The organism is Collinsella sp. An2, assembly GCF_002160065.1.
Taxonomy (GTDB): Bacteria; Actinomycetota; Coriobacteriia; order Coriobacteriales; family Coriobacteriaceae; genus Limicola.
Window position 1 is genome coordinate 17,615 of sequence record NZ_NFJW01000004.1, and the last position, 18,230, is coordinate 35,844.

At 62.6% G+C, this 18,230-nt stretch carries 15 protein-coding genes; 14 read left to right on the top strand and 1 reads right to left on the bottom strand.

Going from position 1 to position 18,230, the window contains the following annotated elements:
• Positions 1-32 precede the first annotated feature (32 nt).
• Both B5F33_RS03845 and B5F33_RS03850 read left to right on the top strand, forming a co-directional pair.
• Positions 33-1,520 carry a family 1 glycosylhydrolase gene (locus B5F33_RS03845; RefSeq protein ID WP_087410481.1) on the top strand — a complete coding sequence of 496 codons (1,488 nt, stop codon included), beginning with the start codon at positions 33-35 and terminating at the stop codon, positions 1,518-1,520.
• 164 nt (positions 1,521-1,684) lie between these two features.
• Complete coding sequence (locus tag B5F33_RS03850; protein WP_087410604.1) at positions 1,685-2,383, top strand: class I SAM-dependent methyltransferase; 699 nt, start codon at positions 1,685-1,687, stop codon at positions 2,381-2,383.
• Positions 2,384-2,725: 342 nt separating this feature from the next.
• Here the strand turns inward: B5F33_RS03850 and B5F33_RS03855 are convergent, their stop codons facing one another.
• Positions 2,726-3,613, bottom strand: coding sequence for a type III pantothenate kinase (locus B5F33_RS03855; protein WP_087410482.1), 888 nt, complete (start codon positions 3,611-3,613; stop codon positions 2,726-2,728).
• A 144-nt stretch (positions 3,614-3,757) separates the two neighbouring features.
• On the opposite strand from B5F33_RS03855, the gene B5F33_RS03860 reads away from it, so the two are divergent.
• From B5F33_RS03860 to B5F33_RS03920, 12 genes are all read left to right on the top strand, one after another.
• Positions 3,758-5,515, top strand: coding sequence for an OPT/YSL family transporter (locus B5F33_RS03860; protein WP_087410483.1), 1,758 nt, complete (start codon positions 3,758-3,760; stop codon positions 5,513-5,515).
• A gap of 201 nt (positions 5,516-5,716) precedes the next feature.
• A complete protein-coding gene (locus B5F33_RS03865; protein ID WP_087410484.1) occupies positions 5,717-6,001 on the top strand; it encodes a NifU family protein in 285 nt (94 codons plus the stop codon).
• 201 nt (positions 6,002-6,202) lie between these two features.
• Positions 6,203-7,033 carry a prolipoprotein diacylglyceryl transferase gene (gene lgt, locus B5F33_RS03870; RefSeq protein WP_087410605.1) on the top strand — a complete coding sequence of 277 codons (831 nt, stop codon included), beginning with the start codon at positions 6,203-6,205 and terminating at the stop codon, positions 7,031-7,033.
• A gap of 279 nt (positions 7,034-7,312) precedes the next feature.
• Positions 7,313-9,823 carry a DUF6020 family protein gene (locus B5F33_RS03875; RefSeq protein WP_087410485.1) on the top strand — a complete coding sequence of 837 codons (2,511 nt, stop codon included), beginning with the start codon at positions 7,313-7,315 and terminating at the stop codon, positions 9,821-9,823.
• A gap of 892 nt (positions 9,824-10,715) precedes the next feature.
• Positions 10,716-11,705, top strand: coding sequence for a hypothetical protein (locus B5F33_RS10785; protein ID WP_143757939.1), 990 nt, complete (start codon positions 10,716-10,718; stop codon positions 11,703-11,705).
• 834 nt (positions 11,706-12,539) lie between these two features.
• Positions 12,540-13,346 (top strand): YebC/PmpR family DNA-binding transcriptional regulator, encoded by an 807-nt coding sequence (locus B5F33_RS03885; protein WP_087410487.1) that lies wholly within the window; start codon positions 12,540-12,542, stop codon positions 13,344-13,346.
• A gap of 321 nt (positions 13,347-13,667) precedes the next feature.
• On the top strand, positions 13,668-14,216 hold the full coding sequence (gene amaP / locus B5F33_RS03890; RefSeq protein WP_087410606.1) for an alkaline shock response membrane anchor protein AmaP: 549 nt from the start codon (positions 13,668-13,670) through the stop codon (positions 14,214-14,216).
• Positions 14,203-14,643 (top strand): DUF2273 domain-containing protein, encoded by a 441-nt coding sequence (locus tag B5F33_RS03895; RefSeq protein WP_239284774.1) that lies wholly within the window; start codon positions 14,203-14,205, stop codon positions 14,641-14,643. The genes amaP and B5F33_RS03895 overlap by 14 nt, the downstream gene beginning before the upstream one ends.
• Positions 14,644-14,716: 73 nt before the next feature.
• A complete protein-coding gene (locus B5F33_RS03900) occupies positions 14,717-15,340 on the top strand; it encodes an Asp23/Gls24 family envelope stress response protein (protein ID WP_087410488.1) in 624 nt (207 codons plus the stop codon).
• 294 nt (positions 15,341-15,634) lie between these two features.
• Positions 15,635-16,384 (top strand): methionine ABC transporter ATP-binding protein, encoded by a 750-nt coding sequence (locus tag B5F33_RS03910; RefSeq protein ID WP_087410490.1) that lies wholly within the window; start codon positions 15,635-15,637, stop codon positions 16,382-16,384.
• A complete protein-coding gene (locus B5F33_RS03915) occupies positions 16,377-17,060 on the top strand; it encodes a methionine ABC transporter permease (protein WP_087410491.1) in 684 nt (227 codons plus the stop codon). Before B5F33_RS03910 ends, B5F33_RS03915 begins: the two co-directional genes overlap by 8 nt.
• Positions 17,061-17,159: 99 nt before the next feature.
• Positions 17,160-18,029, top strand: coding sequence for a MetQ/NlpA family ABC transporter substrate-binding protein (locus tag B5F33_RS03920; protein ID WP_087410492.1), 870 nt, complete (start codon positions 17,160-17,162; stop codon positions 18,027-18,029).
• The last annotated feature ends 201 nt before the right edge of the window (positions 18,030-18,230 follow it).

Genomic DNA, 18,230 nt, shown 5'->3' on the forward strand with positions numbered 1-18,230 from the left:
GTGTGGCCGCCCATGTGTTCCAAGGAGTAGACATGCCATTTCCAAAGGGATTTCTGTGGGGCGGCGCTACCGCGGCGAACCAGTACGAGGGCGCATGGGACGAAGGAGGCAAAGGCCCCAGCACGGCGGATGTCATGACCAACGGGAGCCATCATGTTCCCCGTCGGATTACCTGGCGCGACCCGACGACGGGCGCAACCGGTTCGACGCCGGTGTTCGAGGCGTGTGAGCAGGGGTTCCCCGAGGGTGTGGAACCGACAGTGATCGAGGGAGAGTATTACCCGAGTCATCTTGCCACCGATTTTTACCACCACTACCGAGAGGACATCGCGCTCATGGGGGAGATGGGGTTCAAGTGCTTCCGCCTCTCGATTAACTGGACGCGAATCTTTCCCAACGGCGACGACGCTGCGCCCAATGAAGAGGGCCTGGCATTCTACGACAAGGTGTTCGAAGAATGCGAACGCCACGGCATCGAGCCGCTCGTGACCCTGAGCCACTATGAGATGCCGCTGCACCTGGTGACTGCATACGGGGGATGGATAAACCGCAAGGTGGTCGACCATTTTGTGCGCTATGCGACCACCGTCATGAAACGGTATCTTGGCAAGGTCAGATACTACCTCACGTTCAATGAGATCAACATGGTGGGTCTCGGATGTTTCATCGCCGGAGGGCTCACCGATGTGAGCGCACAGGCAAAGGCGCAGGCGGCACACCACCAGTTCATTGCGTCCGCGCTCACGGTTAAGGCTGCGCATGAGCTTTCTGACGACATTATGGTTGGACAGATGCTCGCCTACAATCCGAATTACCCCTACTCCGCCGATCCCGCGGACGACCTTCTGGTGATGGAGCGCGAGCACGGTACCCTGTGGTACTCCGACGTTCAAACGGGTGGGGTGTATCCGCCGTATCGCAAGCGGGAGATGGAGCGCGAGAGCATCGTGCTGGACATGGCACCGGGCGATGAGGAATTGCTGGCCGCCTACCCGGCGGATTTCCTCGCTTTCTCCTGTTACGGGGGGTCGACGGTGTCCGTTCGCCAGAAGGAGCTCGAGGCAGCTGAGGGGAATCTCGCGATGGGTATCGTGAAAAACCCCTATCTTGAAGCGAACGCCTGGGGATGGGCAACCGACCCCTACTGCCTGAGGTTGGCACTCAATACGCTCTATGACAGGTATCATAAGCCGCTGTTCGTCGTGGAGAACGGCATCGGCTGGGAGGACGTCCTCGAGCCCGACGGCTCGGTGCACGATGGGTACCGCATCGACTACCTGCGGAAGAACATCCAGAGCATGAAGGATGCGGTCGAGCTCGACGGTGTGGATCTCATGGGTTATACCATGTGGGGGTGCGTCGATCTGGTAAGTGCGGGAACGGGGGAGATGCGCAAGCGATACGGCTTTGTGTACGTCGACCGAAACGATGAGGGCGAGGGCTCGTTCGCCCGTACGCGCAAAGATTCGTTCTACTGGTACCAGAAGATCATCGCCACCAACGGGGAGGACCTCGACTGACGACGACGCGGCGACCCGATGTAGACGTTGCGACCGTCGTTTTGATGCCTGCGCCGAAGTGATAGTTTCACGCGGCGTCAGCGCCGCTTTCGAAGCGGGCGAACGGTCTGGTACGGTACCGGTGGTGTCAGTTTGGGAGAGAGGCGGCTGAAATGGTGGGAGGCATGCGGTCTCATCCGCGTTTCGATTTCCGCCGCGTAGATGCGCTGCGGGACCAGGCACAAGATCGTGCTGGTTATTTCGCCGCCGATGAGGCGCGTGACCGGGTTGTTTGCGGCCGTTCGCTCGCGTGCGCCCGGCCGACGCGCCTGGCTGAGTGCGGTGCACACGACCCCACACCTTCGCCCTACGCAGTGCTTGATGACCTGCTGGGCGGTTTGGAGTTCGACGAACACTCCCGCTTGCTCGACGTGGGTTGTGGAACCGGCCGTGTACTGGCCTACTATGTGGCGGCCGGTCTCCCGGGTCGCGCCGTGGGCGTCGAGCTCGACCTGGACCTTGCTGTTGTGGCGGCGGCTTGGTCGGTGCGCTACCCGCAGCTATCCGTACATGCTGGCAACGTGCTTGACCTTCCGCTCGCAGACTTCACCCACCTCTACTTATTCAATCCCTTCGATACCGCCGTGCTGGAACACCTGTTGGACAAGCTCCATGCTGAGGCCGTCCATCCCGTTATGCTCGTGCACATGTCCGACAACGGTGAGACCTATTCCTATTGGGGACGCGTCGGTTGGCGGCTGCTTCGCGAAGGCAGCATACAGCAGGTCTCGACCGCTGCGGCGACCTTTGACATCTACGACGCGCCGCAGCATTATTCCATCTGGCTCTTCGAGCCGGGTCACGGTGGACGCAGTGGCAGCTGACAAGGAGTGAGCGGCGGATTTGTTCGATTGACCCTACTCTCGAACCCGGGCCCGTGAACCTTCCGTCTATGAACGTCATAATCTCATTTTTAAAAATGCGTACCCTCAATCAAAATTGCGTGCTCGATTCGTCCAAAAACTGCCTGAAAGGGGACCGGTTTTGGACGGATCGGGCACGTAATTTGTAAACAGCGCACGTAATTTGTAAACGGCGCACGCAACTTTCAGGGAGAGCATGCAACTCGCAAGGGATGCACGTAACTCGCACGTGGCGCACGTAATGCGGGACGAGGGTCCAGGATGAGAGCCTTTGCGCGATGGTTCCTTATCGACGAGCGACCTTTATCGTTGGTTTGTCTGCCACAGCAGGGCAAGGCCTCGCAGGCAGAGCGTATCGTCGACGGAGGCATCGTGATGCAGGAGTGTTGCCATGACCTCGGCGCCGTTTCCGGTGAGAACCACGGGCGACTCGCAGCTAAGCTCGGCCATGATGGCGTCGAGCAGGCCGTCAATCCGTGCTGCTTCTCCCAGAACCACGCCGGACTGCATGGCCGAGCGCGTGTTGCGACCGATTACCTGGCGAGGAGCCTTCAGCTCGATCATGGGCAGACGTGCGGCGGCTTGGAAAAGCGAGCGAGCTCCCAGCTCGACGCCCGGGGCGATGATGCCGCCCGCAAACGCGCCGGAGGCATCGACGACCTCGAAGTTGGTGGTGGTTCCCAGGTCGACAACGATGGCGGGTGCACCGTAGGTCGCCCGTGCTGCCACGATGTCTGCCACACGGTCCGAGCCGACCTCGGACGGATCGTCGTAGAGCATGCGAAGCCCCGTCTTAAGGCCGGGACCAACCACAAGCGGTCGCGTTTTGCAGCTGGCAGCAAGACCCTGGCGCCAGCTTTCGGCAAGCGACGGGACCACGCACGACAGGATCGCGCCGCACACGCATTCGTCGGGAAGTACCGAGAGCGCATGCTTAAGCTGGATGCGCGCTTCGTCGGCGGTGAGACGCTCGGGCGTGGTCAGGGAGCAGGAGCCCAGAAAGGCGGGAGCGCCCGAAGAGGTCACGCTGGAGCCGGCGTCGCCCCCAGATGCGCCCGCCGCTGCGGCATCGGCGCGGAAAAGCCCGAAGCGGGTGGTGGTGTTGCCAACGTCGACGGTCAGGATGGCGCCCGACGTCTTGCGGGCGGCAGCGGTGGCGCCGCCGGTTTGAGTTCCGTTAGTAGTCGCCATCGCATCCTCCTTGTTCGTAGACGATTGAGGTCCCGGCCAAGTGAGTGGGGCTTGCAGAGACCTTGGCGTGGATTATACTGTACGCGCTTTGCCGTAACCCGACTCCCCGAAGAGGGGGAGCGGATATACGAAGGAGAACAGAACATGGATCAAGCAAGCCGCCGCGCGGGTCTGCGCGGGCAGCTGTCCGTTGCCGGTATCATTATCGGCTGCGTAGGCTGCGTCATCATCACGGCGTCGTCGGTGTATACCGCCCTCAAGATGGGTTCGTTGCCGTGGCCGACCATTTTTACGTCCATCACCGCGCTGGTGCTGCTGCGCGCGGTGGGACGAACCAGCCTCAACGAAGCGAATATCACCCAGGTCATCATGTCCGCCGGCTCCATGGTGGCGGGCGGCCTTGCCTTCACCATCCCCGGCGTGTGGATGCTCGGCCTTGCCGACGACGTCAGCTGGGGAGAGATGCTTGCCGTTGCCCTTGCCGGCACGTTGCTGGGCCTTGTGTGCACGGCGCTTATCCAGCGTCATTTCGTCGAGGAATCCGACCTTGAATATCCCATTGGCACCGCTGCCGCCGAGACGCTGCTTGCCAGCAAGGCCGGCGGCTCCATGGGCAAGAAACTCTTTGGCTCTATGGCGGTCGCGGGGCTGTGGGCCGTGGTGCGAGACGTGCTTGGATGGCTGCCGTCATTGGTGCTGCAGGTGCCGGTGCCAGGCGTCGCGTTTGGCATTCAGAACTCGCCGATGCGTTGGGCCGTCGGCTTTCTCGCCGGACGTCGCTCCATCATCTACTGGACCATCGGCGCTGTCGTGGGCTGGTTTGGCATCGTTGCCTGCGGCAGCTCGCTGGGCATGTGGGATGTGTCAACCGCCCAGGGCATCGTGAGCAGTCTCGGCATGGGCCTCATGATGGGCTCGGGCGCCGGCGTGGTGGTGCGAGACATCGCGCTGCCGCTGGTGCGTCGTGTGCGGGCGGGGCGCACGAAAGAAAGTGCCGCGTCCTCGGCCGAGCAGGGGAATGCAGGCAGCGCTGCCGCGACGGACGCCGGTGGCACGCGCACTGCAGGTGGCGCCGGCGAGGCCGATCGTCCGGGCTTCCTCTCCCGGTTTATCTCTCGCTACGACGCAGGCGTGCTCGCCCTTATGGCCGCGGCCGCCGCGCTTATCGTATGCTTCGCGCTCGACCTGGGGCCGGCGGTTGCCATAGTGGTGACGCTTCTTGCATTTGTGACCGCCATCATGAGCGCACAGTCCGTGGGCCAGTCGGGCATTGATCCCATGGAGATCTTCGGTCTCATCGTCCTGCTGTTTGTGGCCGCCTTTTCCGAGGCCACGCAGGTGCAGCTCTTCTTTGTCGCGGGTGTCATCGCGGTGGCATGCGGCCTTGCGGGCGACGTGATGAGCGACTTCAAGACCGGTCAGATCATTGGTACGAGCCCGCGCTCCATGTGGTTTGGCCAGGCAATCGGTGCGCTGCTGGGCACCTTCGTCGCGGTCGCGGTCATGGTCGCGCTTGTTTCCGCCTATGGTCCTAGCGCGTTTGGCGGTCAGGATGCCATGTTTGTCGCCGCACAGGCGCAGGTCGTGGCAACGATGGTCTCGGGCATCCCGAGCGTGCCGGCCTTTGTGGTGGGCCTTGTGGTAGGCGCCGTCCTCTACTGCGCGGGCATCCCGTCCATGATGCTGGGGCTCGGCGTGTACCTGCCGTTCTACATGTCCATCTCCACGGTGCTTGGTGCGGTGATCCGCTGGGTGTACGACCGTGTGTGCGCGGCCCGCGGCCTCGACACGGAGGCGTCCGAGGAGACCGGCGTGGTCGTGGCGTCGGGCGTGCTCGGCGGCGAGTCCATCGTGGGCGTGATCATTGCGTTCGCGACCGTTGCAGCGGGGCTTGCAGGCTAGCTTCCGGTGTGCTTGCGCCGGGGCATTCGTTGTGCCGGGGGAGCGCACGTGCCCGTGCCAAATACGTGTTGGTACACGGGATGGACTCCATGCGGGGACGGTGTCGCCGGCCATATAGTATGATGTGCCGTGCAACAGGAAGATTCGCGCGGCGCTGTCTGCTTGCGCGCGCCGTCGCTTAGCTATGAAAGGAGCCCCCCGGTGGCAGTCAATGAAGAGCTTCTGAAGCGGGTCCTTGAGGAGATCCGTCCCAACCTGCAGGCCGACGGCGGCGACATGGAGTATCACGGCGTGGACGACGAGGGCGTCGTCTCGCTGGAGCTCACCGGCCACTGCGCCGGCTGCCCCATGAGCCAGCTCACCCTGTCCATGGGCATCGAGCGCATCCTGAAGGAGCATGTGCCAGGCGTGACGCGCGTGGTTGCCGTGAACGAGCTGGGCGACAACCCCATGGGCGACCTCTACGACGAGTACACTCCGTTTTAAGCGGACGAGTCTCCGATGGGCCGCGCGCATTGCGGCTGCGTGGTGTGCGTTGCAGCCGGCGGCGCTTGCGCGTTGCACTTGGCGGCGCGGCAGACATCGGAGAAAACCGCAGATACGTAGTGCGGAGACGATGAGATGGCGGCGGTGCGGAGACGTGCCGTCGCCATCACGTACATCCATGTGCGACGTTAGGAGGACATGGTGCTCAACGAGCTGTATCACAGCCTGAATCCGGTGGCCTTTTCGGCCGGCCCCATCACCATTTACTGGTATGGCATTGCCTATATCGTGGGCGCGATTCTGACCGGCGTGGTGATGTATCGCACGCAGCGACGCTGGGGGTTCAACATCACCATCGACGACCTGTGGACCGTCGTCACCTGCGTGGTTTTCGGCCTGCTTATTGGCGCGCGCCTCTTCTACCTGGTGTTCTACGGGCGTGGCTTGGACTACTACTTGGCCAATCCGCTCGAGATTATAGCGGTCAACCACGGTGGGATGAGTTTTCACGGAGGCCTGGTGGGAGGCGTTGTAGGTGGATTCATCGCCTGCAAATTGCTCAACCTGTCGTTTTGGACCGTCGCCGACTTGGCGGTCATCGGGGCTCCGCTGGCGCTTTGCCTGGGACGATGCGCCAACTTTGTAAACGGCGAGCTGTGGGGCAAGCCGACCGACCTGCCCTGGGGCGTGGTCTTCGAGACGGGCGGAGACGTGGCGCGCCATCCCTCCCAGCTCTACGAGGCATTTTTGGAAGGCGTGGTGCTCTTCGCGGTGCTCCAGGTGTTCAGTCGCCGCAAGCCCATACCGCCCCAGGGGTTCTTCATGGGTGTCTTTGTAACTGGGTACGGCATCGTGCGGTTCCTGGTGGAGTTCGTCCGCGTGCCCGACGCTCAGCTGGGATACATCCTGGGCGGCGTTATCACCATGGGGCAGATCCTTTCGCTGCCGCTCATCGTGATAGGTATTGGCATCTTGGTCTGGTCGCTCCATGCAAAGCGGCCGCAGCGCGACTATCTGGGGGACGGCGCGTAAGGTCCAGGCTTGGAGCTTGGTGCGGCGCGGCGCATCTGGGGGGACTTGGCGCCGCGAGCTTGTGTGCGGCCTGGAGCGTCTAGGGGCGAAGCACCGCGAGCTTGCGTGCAGCCCTGGCACGTCCGAAGCGTTCCAAACGCGTTGTTTCGTGCTGCGGCGCACACGGTCGCACGCGGGCGAACGCACATCTTCATGGGGGGAGCAGGGCGTCTGCGCATGGGCAGGCGCAAGATGATGCGGAATCTGCTGCGCCGCAGGGTGTAAAGGCGGTTTGACGTGATGAACGACAACAGACGTTATCCCTTGAGCCAGACGGTCGCGGCGTTTGCCCTCGCGCTACTGTGTACGGCGGCTCTTTCCATAGACCCCACGGCCGTGTCGTATAAGGACATCGTCGACATCGACCCCACCGCCACAGGAGCACTCTACATCTGCTACGAGGTGCTGCTGTCGTTTGCGGGCCATGCCGACGCGATTGTCCTGCTTGCGCTGGCCATCCTGCTCACCTTCCCCGTTCGCCACGTGTTCTTTGGCCGACGCGACTCCTGGAGGCCCTCCGTGGTGCTTCCGGCGCTGTTTTTTGCGTTCTGCATGGTCTTTGGGCGCAGCTACGACCTGACGAACAGCGCGCAGCTTGCCATTGGAGGCATCAGTCGCACGATCGAGTCCGTCATCGCGGGCGCCGGCTTTGCGCTTCTGGCCCATACGGGCATCTACCTGCTGTTCGAGGGGTTCGATTGGCTCGGCGGGCACCGCGTCCCGTTTACCGAGGCGCGCTACGGACGCGTGTGGGGCGTGCTCGATTGGCTGCTCAACCGGCATCCGTTTGCGCTTCCGCTGCTGGTGCTGGTGGTGTGCTGGGCCCCGACCTTCATAGGGTCTGCGCCGGGCATTTTCATGGGAGACACCGGTGCCCAGATTCGCCAGTGGTTCAACCTGCCCAACGGCACCAGCGATTACCTGAACCTCATAGATCCCAACGTGTTGCTTAACGGGCATCATCCCGTCGTGCATACGGCCTTGTTGGGCAGCTGCGTGCAGCTGGGCATGGCCGTCTTCGGCGACGAGAACATGGGCGTGCTGCTGTACACCACGCTCCAGTTTGCAGTGAGTGCGCTGGCAATCGCATATGCGGTGAGCTCGCTCAAGCGCCTGGGCGTGCACCTTCTGGTGCGGGCGATAGCGCTCGGGTTCTTCGCGTGCATGCCGCTCTTTTCGAACTACGCCGTGCTCATCACCAAGGACGTGTTCTTTGCCGACGCCTTCCTGGTGCTGGTGATCCAGACGATTAAGCTGCTGGTGCCAAACGGCGTTTTGCGCTCCGGCGCGGCGGCGTCTGCGGCGGCGCGCCGGGCGACGCCCGCAGGGGAGACTGCGCAGAGAACGGTGCCCGCAGGTGAGACTGCGCAGGAAGCGGCCCCTGCGGGGGAGGCGTCGCTTCCTGCATCCATCGGCGAGGCTGCCCTCGATGCTTCTGCAAGTGCCGAGGGCCGGCAGGCGCTGGAAGGCGGGCTTTCGTTTCGGGGTTTGGCGGCGATGACCTATTCCGGCGAGGTTGTGCCGTTCGCGGCGCACGACTGGGTGCTTCTGCTGCTCGGTGCTGTAGGGTGTACGTTTTTGAGAAACGGCGGCGTGGTGTTTCCTGCGGCAGCCTGTGTGGTGGTCGCGGCGTGCCTGCTTATCGACGCGCGTCGCGTGCGCCGCCTGGTGCCTGCGCCGCCCTCACGTCGTGCCGTGTCGGGTGGCGACGGTGCTCCGTTCCAGCGCGACGTTGAGCCGGGTGCCGGCGACGCCCCGTCCCAGCGCGGCGTTGAGCCGGGGGCCGGCGACGCCCCGTCCCAGCACGGCGTTGAGCCAGGTGCCGTTGGCGCTTCGTCCTCGCGCGGCCTCGAACATGACCGCCGAGCGTCTCGCAAAGCTATGGGTACGGCTACCCACCTGCGCCGCGCCGCCATCGGTGCGGTGGCAGTGCTTGTGGTGGCGGTCTCGCTGCAGCTTGTCTTCTCGAACGTGGTGATGCCCGCCTTCAAGATCACGCCGGGTAGCCGCCGCGAGATGCTCTCCATTCCCTTCCAGCAGACCGCGCGTTTTGTCCAGAAGCACGACGGCGCCAACGCTGGCATTGACGGTGGAACCTCGGATGGCCTTGTGACCGACGAGGAACGCGCGGTGATCGATACGGTGCTGAACTACGACACGCTTGCGAGCCGCTACGACCCCGACAAGTCCGACGACGTGAAAAACGAGTTCAACGAGGATACGACTTCAGACGAGCTGGCTGCCTATTTCCGCGTGTGGCTCGAGATGTTCTTCAAAGACCCTGCGTGCTATGTATCGGCGTTTGCGAACAACTACTTCGGCTACTTCTATCCCAGCACGAAGGATGCGTGGATGTATACCACGTCGTCGAGCGCGGAGGTGGAGTCGCGCGAAGCCAATCGCCGGTACTTCAACTTCCATCGCATGGAAGGCCCGGTTGTGGCGGCGTGCGACAGCGCGGTGAACCTCTACAGGACCGCTGTTCAGCGCATTCCGTTGCTGTCCCTCACCATGAGCTCGTCGGCGTATGTATGGGTGCTGCTGCTGGTGAGCGTGTACGTGCTCAGGCATCGTCAGTGGCGTACGCTCGGCGCGCTCGTGCCGCTGTGGGGCGTGCTTGCGATGTGCCTCATCGGTCCGTGCAACGGCTCGACCTATATGCGCTACCTCTATCCCATCATTTTGACGCTGCCCTGCGTGGTGGCCGTGGCGCTCACCGGCTCGCGTCTGCTATGGAGGCACGACGCGTAGCCGCAGCGCCTTTTGCGGTCGCACCCGCATCCTTGCGCGGGGTGTCTTGCGTGGTCAATTTGGATGCACGCTGGGTAAGCCGGGCGCGCTGCCGGCTGCGCGTGGTCGATTTGCCCGCCGGCTGGGCACGCGTTGCGCGGCGGAGGAGTCCCTCTGGTCGATTTGGGTGAGCGCTGGGCACGCGTTGCGCAACGGGAGAAGCCCTCTGGTCGATTTGGGCGGGCGCTGGGCACATCGGGGCGTCCTCGAGACGCCGTGGCGGCCTTGACCGGGCACGCACATGCCCAGGCGGCGCGCAGATTGACCACATCGCTCTGTTTCGGGGAATCCCTCTGCCCAGCGGGCGGTTGGGTTGACCATTGGACCATGGTCTCGACCAATGCTCTGCCCAAGCGCCGAGCAAATTGACCATCGCTTCATGCGGGCGAGCTCTAACGGCGGCCGAGTGTTCCATGTCGAGCCAAGTGAGCTCTGTTTGCCATTAAGCGCTCTTGACGCTGACCGGGCGAGTTTTGGCTGCGAGTGAATGTCCTTGCAGCGGTCGAGCGGTCCCGGCTGCGACGTTTTATATAGCCGCGATTGATTGGCCCCTTGCGGATGCCGAGCACGCTTCGACGGATCTTGCGACCAGAGCACCCCTCACTGAATCTGGAGGCCGTCGGCGCGCATGAACAACGATCCCTTTACAAAACTTCAAAAGCAAAATGAAACCGCACAACTCTCAAATTGTCTCGTGTGAACAGGAAAACGGCTATTGTTACCTGCGCTTTCGCCGCACGCCATCACGGTTGCTGCTATCCCGTGTTAGATTCTGTAGAGGTTTCTGTAAGGTCGTGAGAATTGCTCGCCTCATGCTGGCTTGATTGAGCGCGGCGCATGCTATGTTCACGCTATGTCTGATATCTGTTTGTTTGGCATATCCGCCTTTGAGGCGTACCGTTCGAGTTCGCTGCTGTCGTCCGGGCTTTATGGGCTGCCGCGTACCTCGAAGCTTTCGAGCTGCGACGCGGCAACGGTGAAAGACCTTTCGGAAGACTTGGCGTCTTTAGGCGTGCTCGGCCGGCCCCTCCATGTGCTGCTGGACAACGACCATCTCTCACGTCGCGTTGATGGGGTTGCTGCACACGTTTGGACGCGCGATGTGCCGCCTCGGGCGTTTGTCCGATGTGCTCCACACATCTTGGTCCCTGTACCAGAGCTTTGCTTTTTGCAGCTTGCCGATCCGAGCCATGTCGTGCGTGGACAAAGCGGTCTGGCGCAAGAAATCGAATTGGTCCTCAAGGGATTTGAGCTTGCGGGTACTTATCGAATTGATTCCAGCATAGAGCGGGGATTTCGCACGATCGAGCACGCAGTAGCATCGGTGGCAAGCATGAAGAACATGCTAGAGCAGTGTGCGCCCATGCGGGGATGCGCTCTTGCACGTCGTGCCTTACAGGCGATCCAGGACGGCGCGCATTCTCCTGGGGAAGTATCAATGGCGTTAATGCTGACCGGTTCGCGTCGGTTGGGCGGCATGGGGTTTCCACGTGGTGTACTTAACTGGCCTGTTCAGACACCCGGAGGACAGCGGTATATCGATTTGGGACTCCCAGAGTATTTCACGGGGATGGAGTACAAGGGACGGCGCTTTCATCCCGAAGAGCGTTCGAGTGTCGATGACCGTCGGGAAAATGCAATTGCCGGATGTGGCATAACGCTGTTCAACGTATGGCATGAAGACCTGGCGGATCCTCAGCTCTTCCGCCAGCTGGTCAAAGATGTGTCGCGTGTGCTCCACATGCGCGTACGCATTCGCAGCGAGGAGTTTTGGTTCCGGCAAAGCATTTTGCGATCGCGCGTTCTGCCTCCCCTCAGGCGCTATGACGATATTGCTGGGTAGTTGTGCGTGTGCTGGATTGCCCTGTCAGATAGAAACGTGCGTGTCGAAACGTTGTTCAGGCAAGTGCGTGCGTGAGGGATGCTCGGTCGTGGAGTAGCTGGCCAATGTGGATGCGTGCTGGGTAGGCCGGGCGTGCCTTCGGGATGTGCGTGGTCGATTTGCCCGCCGGCTGGGCAACAGGTCTGTGGCCCGCACGGGGGCATGGTCAATATGCCCGCCGGCTGGGCACGCGTTGCACGGCGGGGGAGTCCCTCTGGTCGATTTAGGTGAGCGCTGGGCACGGGTTGTGCGACAGGGGAGGCCGTCGGGTCGATTTGGGCGAGCACTGGGCACATCGGGGCGTCCTTGAGGCGTCGTGGCAACCATGGCCTAGCCCGCGCGTGCCCAGGCGGCGCGCAAATCGACCACATGCACCTGCTTCGCGCCGCTCTTCTGCCCAGCGGGCGATGAAATCGACCAACAGGCTCGAGGCCTAAGGCATTCAGTGCCCAGCTGACGGAAGATTTGACCAGAGGCTCTTGCCCTGCGTGGTGGCGGTGGCGCTCACCGGCTCGCGTCTGCTGTGGAGGCGCGACGCGTAGTCGCAGAGCTCTCAGATTGCTGCGCCGCGGCCCTATTGCCACGGCGCGCCCCTCGCATCAGGGCTCATTCTTGCACCGGGCTTTTGCGCTGCAATCCTGTGGCGCGACCGTATGCGTGCTCATTGCATGTCGCAACCGAAAAGGTCTGTACCTGGCAAGGTGAGCGGTATATCATACTGAACCGTGTGTTTCATCAAATGATTGGCCGCCGGGGAAGTGACGGCCATGGCATCATGATACGAAGGAGAGTCGCATGTCCGGACATTCAAAATGGGCTACAACCAAGCATCGTAAGGGCGCGCAGGACGCCAAGCGCTCGGCGCTCTTCTCCAAGCTGAGCCGTAACATCACCGTTGCCGCTCGTCTGGGCAACGACCCCAACCCGGACAACAATGCGTCGCTCGCGGCCGCCGTCGCCAAGGCTCGTGCGCAGTCCATGCCCAAGGACAAGATCAAGAGCGCTATCGACAAGGCGTTTGGCACCGGTGCCGATGCCGCCGTGTACGAGAACATCGTCTACGAGGGCTACGGTCCGGCGGGCGTTGCCGTGTACGTTGAGTGCCTTACCGATAACCGCAACCGCACCGCGGCCGATGTGCGCTCCGCGTTCAGCCACGCGGGCGGCAACCTGGGCACCGCGGGCTCCGTGTCGTTCCAGTTCGAGCGCAAGGGCCAGGTCGTCGTGGCCAAGGAGATCGTCGACCCCAACGACAAAAAGGAGAACCTCATGGCCAACGGCGCTGCCGGCGATGAGGACGAGTTCATGATGGCCGTGGCCGAGGCCGGCGGCGAGGACTACGAGGACGCCGGCGACGAGTGGATTGTCTGGACCAACCCGGGCGAGGTCATGGCCGTGTCCAAGGGCCTCGAGGATCAGGGCATCGAGGTCAAGGGCTCCGAGGTCACCATGGTTCCCACCACGCCGACCACCGTTACCCCGGCCGACGCCAAGAAGGTCCAGCGCCTCATCGACCGCCTGGAGGAGCTCGACGACGTCCAGGACGTCTACAGCACCATGGACATGACCGACGAGGTCATCGCCGCCCTCGAGGAGGAGTAAGCGAGCGCCTTCGTTTGGCATCCGCGCGCGTTGGTGTCGAGAGACTCTGCGATATGGTGACGTACAAAGCGGTACCAGCGCATTGTCTTCGCCCGCATGCGGCGACGGGCGCGTGACCAAGCGGCCCGCCGCCTCCCGCAACGGTTGATACAGACACCGTGACATATGACGAAAGCCTTAAGCCGGGCCTGCGAGATGTTTCGCGGGCCCGGCTCCCTTTATAATCGTGCACAGCTGGCCGCGCGTCCCATCGACGTCGCGCCGCGCGGGGCGCCGGGGTGGCGGCCTCGCAGGAATACGACGTTGGCCGAGGAGGACTGCGTGCGCATCGTCAAAAAGATCTTGGCGACCATCTATCTGCTTGCTGCCGTCGTGGTGGTCGGTGGATTTGCGGGCCTCATGTTCGGCCCCTTCACAGGCCGTATCGAACGACTCCTCAGCTATCCTGCAGCGCGCATCGTGCTTATTGTGGCGCTGGCCATCGTGGGTCTGGGTGTGCTCGTAAGCGTGCTGCGCACCTTTGTTTCACGCTGCGAGCCCGACTGCATTCGCGCCGGCGGCAACCAGGATATCGAGGTGACGGTCTCGGCTCTTGCCTCCATTGCCCGAACGGCCGCAGAGACCGAAGACATCATGGTCGAGTCCGTGCGCGGCAAGGTTATGGGGCGCGACCGCTCCGAGGTGCGGTTTACCATCGAGGCTATCGCATTTACGAACTCGGGGCTGGAGGCCCTGGCTCAGCGCATTCAGGATAAAGTGACCGCGGCGTGCGAGGAGATGCTTGGCACCACAGGCGTTACGACGCGCGTGCGGTTCTGCCCCAGCAAGACGACGGTCGTCTCCAGGGAGGTTACTCGTGAGCAAGGATAAGAAGGTTCCCCAGCCCTCCATCGAGGGGGCACACGTTGCGGAAACGCCCGGCGCCGCGGACGCTGCTTCCGGCGGCGCGTCTGAGGCCGAAGGCGCCACGGGCGGCGCGAAGGGTGCTGCTTCCCAGGCATGGGAGGCGGCAAGCGGAGCGGCTCGTGCCGCTGCGGAGTCCGAGGACCTGCAAAACGCCGTCGGCTTTGTAAAGGGCCTGGGCGCGACCGCATGGAAGTACGCGGGGAGCCATCCCTATACGGTTTTCTACGGGTTTGTGGGCCTCATTCTCGCGGTGCTCATCCTGACCATCGGCCTGTGGGACACCATCGTCATCGCAATCTTCGTGTGCGTGGGTGCCATGATTGGGCAGATCCGCGACGGGGATAATGGGATCGTCAACTTCTTTAGTCGCCTCATCAGCGGCAGGCACTAGGCAGCGGCGCCCAGCATTGGGCGGCGTGCGACAGGGAATCAAGCGGCGCGCTCGCGCCTGAGAGGAGAACGCCATGACGAGCATGGATACCGAGGCCAAGCGGGACGAGGCCGTCGAGGAGCAGGAGGCCGTGGCGGCCGCTACGACCGAGCAGGCGACAGAGGCCGAGCCCGCATCTGCCGAAGAGGCCGAAGCCGCAGGGGCGGCAGACGGCGACGCGGAGGGCGCGAAGGACGAGGAGGCTGCCGAGGCGTCCGACGCGGACGAGGACGAGGACGAAGACGACTACGACGACACCGAGGACTCGCTCACGTATTCCAACGGCGTCATCGAGAAGATCGTGGCCATGGCTACGCGCGAGGTGCCGCACGTGCTGGGCATGAAGGGCAACCTCATGCACTTCGTGCAGGAGCAGTTCGGCGCAGAAAACCTCACCAAAGGTGTGAGCGTAGAGGTCACCGACGACAACCGCGTTATCGTGAACATCTCGGTCATCATCGAGTACGGCTGCTATGCCCCGGCGATCTTCGAAGACGTGAAGGAGCGCGTGACGCAGCGCCTCGTCGAGATGACGGGCCTCGAGGTCGCGGGCATCAACCTGCGAATCGAAGACGTCGTGACGCGCGAAGAGTACGAGGCGAGCCGCAAGAAGTTCATCGACAGCCTCAAGCACGAAGAGGCTCAAAAGGCCGAGTAGCCAAGGAGCAATGCGGAGGTGGCGCGGGTGCCTGCGAACGCGGGGCCCGCGCTTCTTGAAACGGTCAGGAAACATCGCTTGCGCTGCTACCAACGGGCTGCTACTCTAGTCTGCATGATTACTACCGCTGCACATATTACGATGATGATGGTCATGGAGATGCCCTCGCCCGGGCACTTTGCCATGCCGCGAAACCATCGCGTGCATGGAGAGACCGGGCGCCTTCGTTAGGTCGTCTCCGGCGGGAGGCGGCCCGCCTTCTTACGGACCATCTCATCGAGCGGAGTTTCACTCGTGATTGAAATAAAACACCTCACCAAGACCTATGGCGATGCCGAGGGCGCCCCGCGTGCCCTGGATGACGTGTCGCTCAAGATTGCTGACGGCGACATTATGGGCATCATCGGCATGAGCGGTGCAGGTAAGTCCACGCTCGTGCGCTGCATCAATCTGCTCGAGCGCCCCACGTCGGGCCAGATCATCGTCGACGGCCAGGACGTGACCGGGCTTTCTGGCACGGCGCTGCGCTCCTATCGTCGCCGTGTGGCCATGATTTTCCAGAGCTTCGGCCTGCTGTCGCAGAAGTCGGTGCTCTCCAACGTGTGCTTCCCGTTCCTTGCTGCCACCGGTCGCGTGACGGCGCAGAACCGCGAGCGCGCGCTTGAGCTGCTGGATATGGTGGGGCTCCGCGAGAAGGCATCGTCGTATCCGTCCCAGCTCTCCGGAGGCCAGCAGCAGCGTGTGGCCATCGCCCGCGCGCTGGCGTGCGACCCCGAGTACATCCTCTGCGACGAGGCCACCTCGGCGCTTGACCCGGCGAGCACGAATACGATTCTCAAACTGCTGCGCGACATCAATCGCAAGACGGGTGTGACCGTTATCGTGATTACCCACTCCATGGGCGTGGTCGAGAAGATCTGCCACAACGTGGCGGTGCTGGAGCATGGCCGTGTGGTCGAGCAGGGGAGCGTGGCGGACGTCTTCGCCAATCCTCAGTCGAACGCTGCCCAGGTTTTGCTGGAGAGGGTTGATTGGGATGCTTGAGTACTTGAACGAGTTTGTCGCCGAGTACGGCGAGCTGCTGCTTGAGGGAACCGGGGCCACGCTTGTCATGCTTGCGGTTCCGACCATCATTTCTTACGTCATCGGCCTTGCGCTGGGCGTGGTGCTGTACCTGACGGCGCCCGGCTCGCTTCGCCCGCACCCCAAGCTCAACGCGGTGCTCGGCTGGGTGGTAAACATCTGCCGTTCGTTCCCGTTTATCGTGCTGATGGTCTCGATCATCCCCGTCACGCGCACCATCATGGGCACGTCGTCAGGCATTCTGGGCACCATTCCTCCGCTCGTGCTCTCCACGTCGCCCTTCATTGCGCGCATGGTCGAGCAGTCGCTGGCCGAGGTGCCGCGGGCAAGCGTCGAGGCCGTCGAGGCCTGTGGCGCCAGCACGCCGCGCATCGTGTTCTCCGCGCTTCTGCCCGAGGCTCTGCCGTCCATCGTCCGCGGCGTCGCGGTGACGCTCATCGCCGTGCTGGGCTACACCGCCATTGCGGGTGCCGTCGGTGCAGGCGGTTTGGGCGACATCGCCATTCGCTACGGCTACTACCGCTACCAGACCGAGGTCATGGTCGCGGCCATCATCATCCTCGTGGTTGTCGTCCAGGTTATCCAGAGCGTGTGTGACATCATTGCGCGCAAGGTGGACCATCGTTCGCAGGGCTAGCGCTGGATTCGCGACAGCAATTTCTTGATTTTCGTCACAACATACCGTTTAGCTTGGTACTAATATGTGCCCGGAAATCCGGGCTGGAAAGGACTTATCATGAACCTCATTAACACTTCTGTATCTCGTCGTTCCTTCCTCGCCGGCGCTGGCGCCCTGATCGCTGCCGGCTCTCTTGCCGCCTGCAATAGCGGTGACAACGCGACCTCGGGCAACGGCTCTGCTCCCGCCGAGAGCACCAAGCTCGTAGTGGCTGCAAGCCCTTCGCCGCACGCCGTGATCCTCAACGACTACGCCGCTTCGCGTCTGGCCGACGAGGGCATTGAGCTTGAGGTCAAGGAGTACACGGACTACATCCTGCCCAACCAGGACACCACCTCGGGCGACGTCGATGCCAACTACTTCCAGCACATCAACTACCTCAACAACTACAACGAGGAAAACGGCACCGACCTGGTGAACGTGGGCAAGATCCACTTCGAGCCGATGGGCGTGTTCCCGGGCAAGAGCTCCGATATCGACAACATCGCCGACGGCGCCACCATCGCAGTGCCGAACGACCCCACCAACGAGGGCCGCGCACTGCTGCTGCTGCAGGACCTGGGCCTGATCACGCTCGACTCCGACGCCGGCATCACCGCAACGCCGAACAACATCGTGGACAACCCGCACAACATCCAGTTCTCCGAGCAGGAGGCCGCCGCGCTGCCGCGCACCGTTGCCGATGTCGACTTTGCGGTCATCAACGGCAACTATGCCATCGACGCTGGTCTGAAGCTCGAGGATGCCGTTGCGCAGGAGGATGCGAGCTCCGACGTCATTCAGGAGGAGTATGCGAACGTTATCGTGACCACACCCGAGAAGGAGGACGACGAGCGCATTACGAAGCTTGTCAAGATCCTGCAGACCGACGACTTCAAGGCGTTCCTGAAGGAGACCTTCGGCGACGCGGTGCAGGCGGCGTTCTAAGGTTCGCTTCTGTAGCGCTGCGAAGAGTATTTGCTTGAGCTGACGGCCCGGGGCATGAGCTTCCGGGCCGTTTTGTGTAACGAGGTGTTTGGTCTTGGTTGGGGCGTGGGGGTTGTGGGCGAGTTGCGCGCGCGGTGGCCGGGTTGCGTGCCTCATGTGCGAGTTGCGTGCGCCACGCTTGAGTTACGTGCGCACTTTCAA

Bases quoted from the DNA above. Each gene is read 5' to 3' on its own strand.
- B5F33_RS03845 (WP_087410481.1), top strand. From the start codon at position 33: ATGCCATTTCCAAAGGGATTTCTGTGGGGCGGCGCTACCGCGGCGAAC.
- B5F33_RS03850 (WP_087410604.1), top strand. From the start codon at position 1,685: ATGCGGTCTCATCCGCGTTTCGATTTCCGCCGCGTAGATGCGCTGCGG.
- B5F33_RS03855 (WP_087410482.1), bottom strand. From the start codon at position 3,613: ATGGCGACTACTAACGGAACTCAAACCGGCGGCGCCACCGCTGCCGCC.
- B5F33_RS03860 (WP_087410483.1), top strand. From the start codon at position 3,758: ATGGATCAAGCAAGCCGCCGCGCGGGTCTGCGCGGGCAGCTGTCCGTT.
- B5F33_RS03875 (WP_087410485.1), top strand. From the start codon at position 7,313: ATGAACGACAACAGACGTTATCCCTTGAGCCAGACGGTCGCGGCGTTT.
- B5F33_RS10785 (WP_143757939.1), top strand. From the start codon at position 10,716: ATGTCTGATATCTGTTTGTTTGGCATATCCGCCTTTGAGGCGTACCGT.
- B5F33_RS03885 (WP_087410487.1), top strand. From the start codon at position 12,540: ATGTCCGGACATTCAAAATGGGCTACAACCAAGCATCGTAAGGGCGCG.
- B5F33_RS03900 (WP_087410488.1), top strand. From the start codon at position 14,717: ATGACGAGCATGGATACCGAGGCCAAGCGGGACGAGGCCGTCGAGGAG.
- B5F33_RS03915 (WP_087410491.1), top strand. From the start codon at position 16,377: ATGCTTGAGTACTTGAACGAGTTTGTCGCCGAGTACGGCGAGCTGCTG.
- B5F33_RS03920 (WP_087410492.1), top strand. From the start codon at position 17,160: ATGAACCTCATTAACACTTCTGTATCTCGTCGTTCCTTCCTCGCCGGC.